The organism is Anaerobacillus sp. 1_MG-2023 (assembly GCF_030547345.1).
Lineage (GTDB): Bacteria > Bacillota > Bacilli > Bacillales > Guptibacillaceae > Guptibacillus > Guptibacillus hwajinpoensis_B.
On the sequence record NZ_JAUORD010000001.1, the window covers coordinates 95,182 to 107,116 of the forward strand.

General features: G+C 40.6%; 14 protein-coding genes. 7 read left to right on the forward strand and 7 right to left on the reverse strand.

Translation table 11 applies throughout. The annotated features are described in order from the left end of the window. Positions 1-273: 273 nt before the first annotated feature. Positions 274-459: a YjzC family protein gene (locus Q4550_RS00485; RefSeq protein ID WP_194220931.1), complete on the forward strand. Its 186-nt coding sequence runs from the start codon at positions 274-276 to the stop codon at positions 457-459. 57 nt (positions 460-516) lie between these two features. Beyond that, positions 517-822 (forward strand): DUF3243 domain-containing protein, encoded by a 306-nt coding sequence (locus tag Q4550_RS00490; RefSeq protein WP_226612230.1) that lies wholly within the window; start codon positions 517-519, stop codon positions 820-822. Between the two features lie 51 nt (positions 823-873). Here Q4550_RS00490 and Q4550_RS00495 read toward each other — a convergent pair whose 3' ends face one another. The 3 genes from Q4550_RS00495 to Q4550_RS00505 all read right to left on the reverse strand — a co-directional run bounded on the left by Q4550_RS00495 (position 874) and on the right by Q4550_RS00505 (position 3,360). Then, entirely contained in the window at positions 874-1,668 is a 795-nt protein-coding gene (locus Q4550_RS00495) for a uroporphyrinogen-III synthase (protein WP_303530452.1), read from the reverse strand. Between the two features lie 79 nt (positions 1,669-1,747). Continuing rightward, a complete protein-coding gene (locus Q4550_RS00500) occupies positions 1,748-2,065 on the reverse strand; it encodes a Rieske 2Fe-2S domain-containing protein (RefSeq protein ID WP_303529348.1) in 318 nt (105 codons plus the stop codon). A gap of 41 nt (positions 2,066-2,106) precedes the next feature. Next, positions 2,107-3,360 (reverse strand): NAD(P)/FAD-dependent oxidoreductase, encoded by a 1,254-nt coding sequence (locus tag Q4550_RS00505; protein WP_303529351.1) that lies wholly within the window; start codon positions 3,358-3,360, stop codon positions 2,107-2,109. Between the two features lie 175 nt (positions 3,361-3,535). Here Q4550_RS00505 and Q4550_RS00510 point away from each other — a divergent pair, with 175 nt between their 5' ends. The 3 genes from Q4550_RS00510 to Q4550_RS00520 are packed head-to-tail and all read left to right on the forward strand — an operon-like array spanning position 3,536 to position 7,195. After that, positions 3,536-4,975: a spore germination protein gene (locus Q4550_RS00510; protein ID WP_303529354.1), complete on the forward strand. Its 1,440-nt coding sequence runs from the start codon at positions 3,536-3,538 to the stop codon at positions 4,973-4,975. Then, positions 4,965-6,050, forward strand: a complete 1,086-nt coding sequence (locus Q4550_RS00515; RefSeq protein WP_303529357.1) for a GerAB/ArcD/ProY family transporter — start codon at positions 4,965-4,967, stop codon at positions 6,048-6,050. Before Q4550_RS00510 ends, Q4550_RS00515 begins: the two co-directional genes overlap by 11 nt. Next, a complete protein-coding gene (locus tag Q4550_RS00520; RefSeq protein WP_303529360.1) occupies positions 6,050-7,195 on the forward strand; it encodes a Ger(x)C family spore germination protein in 1,146 nt (381 codons plus the stop codon). The genes Q4550_RS00515 and Q4550_RS00520 overlap by 1 nt, the downstream gene beginning before the upstream one ends. A gap of 80 nt (positions 7,196-7,275) precedes the next feature. Here the strand turns inward: Q4550_RS00520 and trxA are convergent, their stop codons facing one another. Then, entirely contained in the window at positions 7,276-7,590 is a 315-nt protein-coding gene (gene trxA, locus Q4550_RS00525; RefSeq protein WP_303529363.1) for a thioredoxin, read from the reverse strand. 112 nt (positions 7,591-7,702) lie between these two features. Here trxA and Q4550_RS00530 point away from each other — a divergent pair, with 112 nt between their 5' ends. Then, a complete protein-coding gene (locus tag Q4550_RS00530; protein WP_303529366.1) occupies positions 7,703-8,281 on the forward strand; it encodes a CGNR zinc finger domain-containing protein in 579 nt (192 codons plus the stop codon). Positions 8,282-8,330: 49 nt separating this feature from the next. Here Q4550_RS00530 and Q4550_RS00535 read toward each other — a convergent pair whose 3' ends face one another. Next, complete coding sequence (locus Q4550_RS00535) at positions 8,331-9,839, reverse strand: DHA2 family efflux MFS transporter permease subunit (protein ID WP_303529369.1); 1,509 nt, start codon at positions 9,837-9,839, stop codon at positions 8,331-8,333. 209 nt (positions 9,840-10,048) lie between these two features. On the opposite strand from Q4550_RS00535, the gene Q4550_RS00540 reads away from it, so the two are divergent. Beyond that, positions 10,049-10,954 carry a TetR/AcrR family transcriptional regulator gene (locus Q4550_RS00540; RefSeq protein ID WP_303529370.1) on the forward strand — a complete coding sequence of 302 codons (906 nt, stop codon included), beginning with the start codon at positions 10,049-10,051 and terminating at the stop codon, positions 10,952-10,954. A gap of 168 nt (positions 10,955-11,122) precedes the next feature. Here the strand turns inward: Q4550_RS00540 and Q4550_RS00545 are convergent, their stop codons facing one another. Together Q4550_RS00545 and Q4550_RS00550 are read right to left on the reverse strand one after the other, a co-directional pair. Further along, the gene (locus Q4550_RS00545) at positions 11,123-11,590 is read right to left on the reverse strand and encodes an SRPBCC family protein (RefSeq protein ID WP_303529371.1); all 468 of its coding nucleotides are present in this window, start codon (positions 11,588-11,590) and stop codon (positions 11,123-11,125) included. After that, the gene (locus tag Q4550_RS00550; RefSeq protein ID WP_303529374.1) at positions 11,583-11,927 is read right to left on the reverse strand and encodes a MerR family transcriptional regulator; all 345 of its coding nucleotides are present in this window, start codon (positions 11,925-11,927) and stop codon (positions 11,583-11,585) included. The genes Q4550_RS00545 and Q4550_RS00550 overlap by 8 nt, the downstream gene beginning before the upstream one ends. Between the last annotated feature and the right edge of the window lie 8 nt (positions 11,928-11,935).

Here is an 11,935-nt window from a genome sequence, read left to right on the forward strand (position 1 = left end):
TTTGGCTCATTCGAGTGAAGTTTTTATCTCACTCGCCTTACAGCTCTGTTGAAAGGTCGCTCTGTGATGACCAATCGCCCGAGCAAATGAGCCAAAAATCAATAACGTTTATTTACATATCCTTTTTCTTCCAACCTACAGCTAAACAGTTCTCTGGATATGCACTATAAACATGTCAGCACATCCAATGTGCTCACAAACCATTTTATGGGTTTATCGCCTCTCAATTCCGGTTACATACCCTATGTACTTAACAAAAAGGAGATGAGCGAAATGGCAGACCGTTACAAAACAGGTGAAAAAGCCCCTGAGAATGGAAAATATGAATTCGATGGTTTAACGAATGGGAACAAATCGAGTAACCCCACAGAGGACGAAAAACACATTAGTCTTGAAAGTGGAGAAACCTTTCCTCCACTTCGATCAAGTAATGAATCAGCATACTGGAAAAAAGCATAGTTTCTAAAAGAACTTTCGTAAGAAAGAATCTAAACACTACTAAGGAGATGAATGAAAATGGCAGAGAAAGATCCAAAACAAGCAGTAGCTAACATGAGCGAGGATAAGAAAGAGGACATCATGCAGAACTTCCAATCGTTTAAAGACTATCTTGGTGATCAAGTAAACAAAGGTGAGAAGCTCGGTCTTGGTGAAGAAGGACTATCAAAAGGTGCTAAGCGCGTTGGAGATTATCTTGCAAAGCACGAAGATCCGCGTAACCGTGAACAAAAAGTACTTAACGAGCTCTGGAACGTAGCAAACGAAGAAGAACGTAAGCATATGGCACACGTTCTCGTTAAGCTAGCAGATCAAACGAACTAAATGACTAAATTGCAAAACGCCGCCACCCTTATTTAAAGGATGGCGGCGTTTTTATGATGATGCTAGATTTCTATAATACTTAGCCATTTCCATCACCATCGCGCCCATACGTGGTGTGGTTGGTGTGAGAACATACTCGATTCCTTGATCCTTTAGATGCTCTTCTGTTACTTCTCCAACAGCTACAGGAAGAATCGTTTCTGTTAAAGAAGATAGGATCCTTTCTCTTTTCTTAACCCTATCAACATATTCAAAAAAGTACCGTACCTGGATGGCGCTTGTGAACGCCACCGCATCAAGCTGTCCGTTTTCTATCTCCTCAATTAACTGCTGAAGCACCGCTTGCTCTGGAGGCGTATGCTCGTATGGATAAATTGTCGTAACAACATTGTTCGCAGCTTCAAGCGACTCAATAAACCCTGGCACATTTTCACCATGCATTTGGAGAACAACCGATTGATTCTCAATCGTTAAGGCATTCTCCAATTGATTCATCGTCCCACGATCCGCCACCGTTTGTGGCGTAATGCCCTTTTGTTTAAAATGCTGGAGCGTTTTCGTACCGCGAACGGCTATTGGAATCGAGCGAAGCAAATGATCGTATTCTTTTTCTAGCCCAGCTAATTCCGCAAGCTCAGTCATTCTTTTTTCTCCCATACCAGTCGTATAAATCAACATATCTGGAGGGTTTTCAATTATTTCTCGTAAAGAATGAACGACATGCTCTTCATTCGTAAAAACAGTCCCCTGTGCAGGTCGAATGAGCGCTTTTCCACCCTGTTTTTCGATAAGTGCACGCATTTCTTCCCCTTTTCTTCCGCCGGTAACCGCTATGGTTTTGTTCATTAAGCCCACGACTGTACCATCTCCTTCACTTATACGTAAATAGAGCGTACAGCACCTCAATGATATGATCAACTACAAATCATTCAAGCGTAACGTAGATCAATCCATCTTCTATTTCAATCGGAAATGTCTCTACCTCGCCAATATGCGGGGAAAGGAGTTTACCTGTCCTAACATCAATTCGGCAATCATGGTTTGCACATATGATAGAATGATCGCTGATCTTCCCACTCACAACCGTTCCACCATATGGGCAACGATTGTGAATAGCGTGGAAAGTTCCATCCGACAAGCAAATAACGGCGATCGAAAGCTGGAGTAAATCAATCGCTCGACTAGAACTAGGGGTGAAATCACGCGTTCTTCCAACGTGAATCTTTACGACATGAACCGGCATCAGAAACATCCTCCCAAGCAATGTTATTTACAAATGCTTCATTAGCTTTGAGCCGTTTTAGATGATCTCCCATCTTTAGGGACAAGAGCTAACGTACTGCGCGTTATTTTTTGTTCTGGAAATAGCTGATTGGATGGGATTTCAGAAACGGGTGCAAGGCTATTCACAAGCTTTGCTAATAAAACTGCCTCTGAAGTATCACCATAAAGAATAGCCCCAATCACTCGTCCATGTAAGGTCACAATTTTTTTGTAAATGTGTCGAATCGGGTCAATCCATTGAAATGTTCTTGTTTCCTCAGTTTCAAGAACATGCCCTGCTGAGAATACGTTAACACTGGCAATGTTTAAGGTCGTGGACATGATTGAGCCTGTATACGGCTCTGGATATCCTGCGAGAGTTCTTGCAAGATGTTCAGCTTGCTCGAGAAGCGGTTCAGTGAGCCCATATGTCATATCGCGATGCTCTGCACATTCCCCGATGGCGTAAATCGAAGGATCACTCGTTTGCAGAAAATCATCCACAAGAATGCCGCGATGAACGTCCAACCCACTTTTCTTAGCAAGTTCAATATTTGGTTTTACTCCAACAGACATGATTATAAGATCCGCTGTAAGAGTCGTTCCATCCGTGAAGCGAACTCCTTCTGCATGCGACGTTCCGATGATCTCCTTCGCTCGCTTACTTAATGAAAAGTGAATACCGATACGTTCTAAATCTTCCTGAAGCATTTCAGACGCAAGCCGGTCGAGCTGCCTGTTCATCACATTCGGCTGATGATGGACTACAGTTGTTTTTATTCCGCGCTGAACAAGTCCCATCGCCGTTTCTAACCCAAGGATGCCTGCTCCAATGACCGCTGCTTTTTGGTAATGATTTGGGGCGTTCATTAATGTCATACAGTCTTCAATCGTCCGAAAGGTCATCACGCCTTCCTTCCCTGCTCCTTGGATGGGAAGGAGATGCGGATGACTACCTGTTGCAAATACGAGAAGATCATAAGCTATTTTTCGACCTCGATCGGTTTTCACATTCCGTACGAGAGGATCAACTGTCACCACGGTCTCATTCTTTAATAAACGAACACCACGCTTTAGATACCAACCCTCATCCTCTAATTTGACATCTTCAAAGGGTAGTTCCTTCTGTAGAACGCGCGATAAAAGATAACGCTTATAGGCAGGCTCCTTTCCAATGACGGTTACTTCAAAACTTGACGGTTTTCTCGATAGCAAGCGTTCAAGAAATTGAATGCCAGCAAGGCCGTTTCCGATCACGACAAGTCGTTTCTTCACACTATCCCCTTCTTTCTGTGTTGCATCAATATGCAAAATCGTACCATGTTTGAAAATTGAAAATAACAAATTGGTTATATATCCTAACAGAGTTTTCAATAGGTGATGGAAAGAACGGATAGTTTCTCCAATTCCGTTAATGATAAAGGGAGATAACTTTCGGAGTGATGGCGATATGAAAAGAAGGCGTTTTACACGATCCTCTTCATTGCTGGAGGATCAAATAAGGCAGGAGTTTCATAACAGCGAAGATCTCAAGCTTAAAACCGTTAAGCTCGATGGCCTCACACTTACACTTGTGTATCTTGACGATATTTCTGATCGAATGGTGATTCAAAAGACGATCATTAGTCCACTACTTACCATTTCAGACGATCAAACAAGAATTAGCGCAGCTGATCTTCCTGATCTTATTCCTATGGCTGCAATTAACAATATTAAAGATAATAGCCTCATTTCAAGGCACCTCATGGATGGATGCACCGTTATTATTGCTCGTGAGGAAGACATTGACACTGTTTACGCTGTGAAAACGACCTATTCTGTGAAGCGCTCACCTGATGAACCGGTCAATGAACCGACGATTAGCGGTCCACGGGATGGTTTTATAGAATGCCTGCAAGACAACAAAGCATTATTACGTGCTCACTTAAAAACAAGTGACCTTTTATTTGAACAACATCTGATTGGAAAAGACGTTGTGAAATACATCTCTTTAACGTATTTGCAAGGAAAAGCCGATCGAAAATTAATTGAAGAAATCAGAGAACGAATAAACGAAATCAATGCTGATTATATAACCGATGCAGGGATACTTGAACAGCTCCTTGAGCGAAATCCGCTGTCAGTCTTTCCCGAATTAACATCAACACAGCATCCAACGAAGGTAGCAAACGCCTTACTTGAAGGACGCGTCGCAATTATGACAGACGGCTCTCCCACTGTCCTTATTGCGCCTACAACGCTTAACATGCTTCTTCAAACACCTGACGATTACTACTTTAAATGGATTCCTGCTTCATTAATTCGGTTATTAAGCTATTTTACTGCACTTATTTCTGTACTATTGCCTGCAACTTACATTGCTTTAGTCTCGTTTCACCACGGGCTTATTCCCACTAGCCTGGCCGTTTCTTTATCCAAAACAAGAGAAGGTGTCCCGTTCCCCTCGGTAATTGAAGCTTTTATTATGGAGCTTACGATCGAAATTTTACGGGAAGCAGGCGTAAGGTTACCAAAACCAATCGGATCCACCGTTAGTATTGTAGGAGCTATTGTTATCGGTGAAACGGCGGTCAGCTCGGGTATCGTGAGTCCAATGATGGTGATGGTCATTTCATTCACAGCGATCTGTTCATTTGCAATTCCGAATTATCAACTCAGCCTGGCGTTAAGAACAATTCGTTTTTTCTTCCTGTTCTCTGCAGCCATACTTGGTGTATACGGTTTGCTAATCGCTATTTTCATCGTAACCACTCATTTAATCAAACTTAGAAGCTTTGGGACGCCATACATGGAACCATTTGCGCCTATTCAGCTGAAAAGCTGGAAAGATTCGTTTGTACGTCTTTATTATCGTGTAGGAAAGAAGGATAGGAAACTACATGAAAAATAACCATACCTCCCTTCCAATCATCATTTTCATCATATCAACGATCGTCGGTGTCGGAATTGTAACGTTGCCAAGACAAACCGCAGCAGTCGTTGGTCAACCAAACATGTGGATGAGCGTTATTCTAGGAGCTGGCATTGCGTTTATAAATGCGATTTTTCTATTTATGCTCATAAAACGATTTCCTATGAAAACAGTCTTTGATATAGGCACAGAATTAACGGGAAAATGGATCGGAAAAGGGATTAATCTCATTTTTGTTACCTACATGATCGCCATCTCATCCTACATCATTCGAACAATGGCCGAGATCGTGAATTACTACCTGCTCGATAATACGCCGAAGTTCGTCGTCTTACTCGTACTCGTCGTTTCATGTATGTATCTTGTATCTAGCGGCCTTTCCAATATTATTCTTTTTTTTCAACTGTACTTTCCAATCATCTTATTCATGTTTTTTGTCTTAACTCTTCTTAGTATCAAAAATATTGAACCAACACACTTACGCCCCATCTTCTATTTTGATGGAATCGAAATATTAAAAGGAGCTCACACAACCTTTTTTTCATTTGTTGGATATGAACTGATTATGGTGTTGTCTGGTAAATTTACGTTTACGAAATGGAAACCAACGCTCACCATTTTCAGCATCAGTATTGGGAGTGTTTGTGTGATTTATGTTCTCTTCTTCATTCTTAACATCGGAGTCCTTAGTATCGAGGAACTAAAGGTAATAACATTTCCAACAATTGAAATGGCAAAAGCAATCGAATTTCAGGGGTTCTTCTTTGAGCGATTCGAACTTCTCTTCCTATTCGGATGGATCATTACGATCTTCACGACTTTAGCCGCCTATTACTATTCGGCAGTGCTTGGAATGAGGAAAACGTTTCAGGTAAAAAACACCCTCCCTATGAATATCATGATTGGATTCATCATTCTGATGCTCTCGTTATTACCGTCAGGCATTACTGAACTATTTTCTTACGGGACATACGTGAATTATTTATCCTACACCGTTCTCATCGCGCTACCCCTATTGCTTCTAGTGCTCTCGTTTAGAAGGGGGACTGCTTAATGAAGAGAACTTTCCTATTTCTAGCTGTCATTCAACTCATCTTGCTTACGGCGTGTTGGGATAGTAATGAAATTGAAGATCTCGGCATGATCATGGGGATTGGACTTGATTACCATGAAGACAAAGAGGAAGTGTTTGCCTTAACAAACCAATACGTCGTTCCAAATAACATCCAAGGAACAGAGACTGGGACGACTGGAGAGCAGCCCTTTCAGAACATAACTTTAAATGGGAATAATTTCTTTGAAGTGATTCGAGAAAATTCACTTGAAACCGACCGGCCACCTAACTATACTCACCTCAAATCCATGGTTCTCTCGGAAGAGCTTCTACAAAAAGAACCGATCAAGCAACTCATCAGTTTCTTTTTGCGTGATCATGAATTTAGGAGAACTGTTTCCTTATTTATTTCAAGAGAGCCTGCCGCTTCGATACTAAATGTCGATCCAACAAAAGAAATGTTTCCTGCCGTACAGCTTAAGGAGCTCACTCAAAACAAAGAGCGGAGTCTGTATGTATTGGATAACCTTAAATTCGGAGAAGCCTCCAATAGAATTACAGAAGATGCAAGCTTCGTCATTCCTGAAGTAGGAATTCACGATAATAGACTCCGATTGCTTGGGGGCGGGATTATATCAAATAAAAACGAAAAATTAGTTGGCTGGCTTTCACCAGAAGAAGTTGGAGGTTTTAAATGGGTGACAGATGAAGTTCAGGGTGGGATCGTAACCATTGAAGCGGAAGAGTCTAGAGAAGATCAAGTCGTCCTAGAAATAATGAAATCGAACACAATCGTTAAGCCAAATGTAGAAAACGGAAAGCTAACCGTCGACCTTATTGTAGAAAGTTCTTTGCGACTTGCGGAGGACTGGGAGATAGAACGCGACGTTTTCAAAGAAGGGTGGGAAACGCCACTCCAAGAAAAGGGACAACAAGTCATCAAGAAAGATATTGAACGCGTTCTTTCCATCGCTCAGAAAGAACAGCAACTCGATTTTCTGGAAATTGGCACATGGGTAAAAATCAAACAACCTCGATACTGGAAGGAACACGAGAAGAATTGGGAAAACATTTTCCCTTCCCTTACTGTTAATGTAGACGTGAATCTCACCATAACAGGGTATGGGACTCAGGATATTAATTAATGAGAGCCAATTAACATCATACGTAATCAATAATAAAAGCAGCGCTCTTAATTAGAAGCGCTGCTTTATTTATGAGAAACTTAGCCGTGATTTTTAGCAATACCTGCTAATTCTTCTTTTGTTCGAAATCCAACCGCATTCTCAACAAGTTCGCCATCTTTAAAGAAAAGCAATGTTGGAATGCTCATCACGTCGTACTTTCTTGCTGTTTCTGGATTTGAATCCACGTCAAGTTGAACAATTTTTAATTGCTCGCCTAGTTCTTCATCTAGTTCATCTAACACTGGCGCGATCATTTTACATGGGCCACACCATGGCGCTCCTAGATCTGCTAGAACGAGTCCTTGATTTGTTTCTTCTTCGAAGTTTTGGTCCGTTACTTTTTGTACTGACATTATATCTCTCCTCTTACTTTATTTTTATAACTACTAAAAACTAATTTAGTGGTTAGAATACTACATTATGTTATAATCGATGTCAACGATAAAGCAAAAGGTGTGTTTCAACATGATACTCGAAACGAGTTTTTCCCATTTTTCTAATTTCCTATTTATTAACTTAATGAACACTCTAAAAATACAAAATCAAAACCCTATCGATCTGCTATTAACGGAAGAGAACGTCGTTCAGTGGATCACATTAATGGAAAACAAGGGGTTGTTAAACAAGAAACAAGTAGAATTCATTAAGAAGGACCCTATTTATACAAATGACATTCAACACTTTCGGAATCAATGTCGCGAATACTTCGCTTCGAACCTTTCTCAAATCGATTTTTTCGAATTGCTAAGTAATGTGACAAAAGCGACCCCACTTTCTTTTACGATCGATGAAAAGTCCCTTATCCCGCTCCCTATTGAGGGTGGAACGAAAGGTTTACTCTCACTCATTGCCTATCAGATGCTTGATCATGAAACAAGTGGTGTATTGGATAAAGTAAAAGCATGCGAAAGTGAACATTGCTTAGCTTTCTTCGTCAATAAGAAGGGAAAGCGGAAATGGTGTTCGATGGAGGTTTGCGGAAATCGTACAAAAGCTAAAAAGCATTATCATAATAAAACCAAAACAGCTTCTTCTAACGAATAAAAAAAGGATGAGGTCCCTAAGGATCTCATCCTTTTTTGTAGCTTATCTATTATGAATTTGTCACAAGCTCAACTGGCTTGGATTCTGGCACAATCGGCTGCTTCACTTCTTCACGACCAGCGCGCTTAATGAAGAATGAGAGCACAAATGCTAGTCCTGCAATAAATGTAGCAACAAAGAAGGCGAAGTTAATTCCTTCAAGCATCGCCTGCATGGCGATTTGTTGCTGCATCGTAGGATCTACTGCTCCGCTTGTCGCAGCTTCCCTCGCGAGGTCAGCTGCAGCTGATTCTGTTCGGTTAGACATAATCGTAACGAGAAGCGCAGTACCAATGGCGCCTGCTACCTGGTTTAACGTATTGTTCATCGCTGTACCGTGTGGATAGAAACGAGCTGGTAGCTGATTTAATCCATTCGTTGATACAGGCATCATAACCATTGACATCCCGAACATGCGCACAGCATGAAGAATCATAATATAGTTATACGTTGTATCCATAGACAATGTACTAAACAGGTATGTTGTGACAACTGTAATAGCAAGACCCGTTGTCGCTAGAATGCGACCGCCAATTTTATCAAATAAGCGTCCTGTGATCGGAGACATAAATGCCATCACAAGTGCACCCGGAAGCATCATCAACCCTGCATCCAGTGGTGAAATGCCTCGAATGGTTTGCACGTAAATCGGGAGCAACAGCATCCCTGAAAACATCGCCATATTTAAAACCATAGTAATGGATGACGAAAGAGCGAACATTGGATATTTGAAAATCGAAAAATTCAACATTGGTCGTTCTTGTTTCGACTGTCTAATAATAAACGTCGTCAGAGAAATAACCCCAATTCCAATCGTTAAATAAACTTGCGGGCTATCCCATCCTTTATTCCCTGCAGAACTAAAGCCGTAAAGAATACCTCCAAAACCAATACTTGATAAGATTAGAGAAAATAAATCCAGACGAATGTTTACTTTTTCTTTCTTATCCTTCAACAAGAAGAAACCAAGTAGAAAAATCGTAATAGCAATTGGAGTCACGAAATGGAAAAGCATTCTCCAATCGTAGTTTTCAATAATCCAACCAGAGAGCGTCGGACCGATTGCTGGCGCCGCCATGAGAATTAAACCGAAAACACCCATTGCCGCCCCTCTTTTTTCAATTGGAAAGCTAACGAGCATGACATTCATCAAGAGCGGCATCATAATCGCTGAACCTGAAGCTTGAAGCATTCTTCCTCCAAGTAGAACCGGGAAGATCTCCGCCATCCCAGCAACAACTGTACCAATTGTAAATAATCCAATCGCAACAAGAAATAAGCGACGCACGGAATATTTCTCAATAAGAAATGCCGTTGCCGGAATCATAATACCGTTCACAAGCATAAATCCTGTTGTAAGCCACTGAACCGTAGCCGTTTCAATTTGTAAATCTGCCATAATCGATGGCAACGCAATATTAAGCAATGTATTATTTAAAAACGCAATAAAAGCACCAACAATCAGAATCGCAAGAATGCCGTACTTTGGTTTTGGCGTCTCTTTCGCTGATTGACTCATCATCATTCCCCCATATACCTTTAGTTCAATTATTTATACCATCGGTTCAAATCTCTAATATCATATACCATGAGTTCAATTTTTGCAATCATTATTTCTTCCCGATTTGAAAGGATTTGTTTCTAATCAAGAAATAAGGTATGATCAATTTTATACCGGCAGTACAACAATAAATTTCATGTAAATATAACGAAGTAAAAGGTGATAGAATGAACGATCGCAAACAGCACGTTATTAAGATGGCGCATCAGCTTTTTATTGAAAGAGGCTTTCAGGCAACATCCATTCAAGACATACTCGAATATAGCGGCATTTCAAAAGGCACGTTCTACAATTACTTCTCATCAAAAAATGAGTTATTAATTGCTCTTTTCAAAGCTCTTTATGGCTCAATGGAAACAAGCCGGGATGAATTGCTGATCGGACAGGACCGTGCTGATCTTACTATCTTTATTAAACAAATTGAACTGCAAATGAATACGAATAAGAAAAACAAGCTGATTACACTTTTTGAAGAAGTGTTTGTCTCGAATGATGAGGATTTGAAGGATTTCCTAAAAGAAGGACAAAAGAGAATGATTCAGTGGGTATTCAATCGTTTTCTTGAGCTATTCGGAGAAGATAAGCGAGCATATCTACTTGATGGGGCGATTATGTTTCTCGGCATACTTCACCACAATGTCAAGTACTATTCGATTGCAAACGGTCCGAGCGTAGACATTTCCCCCGTTGTCCACTATAGCGTCCAGCGTATCGTGACCATCGTTAACGATGCCGCTGCCGCAGAAGAACAACTGAACAAACCTGAACAGATGAGTACCTGGCTACCAAATGCAACGAGTTCCGATGAGGATTTCAAAGAAAAACTTCATCAAACAATCGCAACTCTGAAGAGGGGCTTGAACGAGAAACACACGAAATCAATAGAACTTCTAGACTTTATCCAGGATGAATTTCTTCATTCTAAGAAGTCACGAGAATTTCTCATTGAAAGCGTTCTTTGTTCATTGAGGAACGATCAAACGCTTGACCAAAAATCCGTTGCTACGCTCGATGAATTAGTAAAAGGGTATTTTGTGAAAGTAGCTGAAGCTTGCGAACGTTCAGACACATAATGAGCACTAATGTCATAGAAAAAAGCCGCCCAGTTTGCCTTGGCGGCTTTCATACTAACTAACTTCTTTACGACCGTACAAAGATTAGAATTATGCCGATTTTACCGCACTCTCCACTTCCACTTAGATATCAAATTGAATAAAAGATCTCAATAAATGCTGCTTGGATCAAATCTGGACTTCATTTCGTTTAATCGCTTCCCTTTCCACTCTGTCCATAAATTCCTGAACAACATTCATTTGATCTTTTTGACGGCTTAGCTTAAGCATGGCGCGCCCCACAAAATTCACGCCTTTATTTTGACCTTCGTAAATGAATTTCGTTTCGCTTTCACTCACTTTTTCAAGTATAAATCCAAGCGATATTTCAAACGCCTTTCCTAACACAAAACTAATCCGTTTCTCTTTATATTCTTCTCGATCCTCGTAGGCGATCGTCTCAACCATGTAAGTTTCAAGTCTTTTTCCTTCCCGATACGTTTGACGATGCTTCGCTCCGACTTGATCCTCTTCCAATTCCATTAATACATGCTCTTCAACTTTCGGCATAATCATTTGAATATTTTCGTCTCTAAACAAATCCCAAACCGTTTCGATCGACACACGAATCATTTTCTCTTCTTTCCAGCTAATCATTCTTTTCCCTCCCTGATTTAAGAAACTCATCAATGTCGTTAAGTTGAAGTTGCAAATCGTTTATTTGTTCTTCTATACGCAATTTCTTTTGACTCAAAAGATCTTCTAAATGAGCGAATGACTCATCTTCCATCACAGACTTCATTTCCTGAATGGTAAATCCAAACCGCCTTAGCTTTGCTAATAATAGTGCTAGAAAATAACTGCCATCATCGTAGTATTTATAACGGCTGTTCGGATCGATATAGGCTGGCTCTAACAGCTTAACTTCTGAGTAATAGCGAAGCGTTTCTTTACTTAACCCTGTTAACTGAGCAAACTCGCTTATTTTATACATGTCCCCTC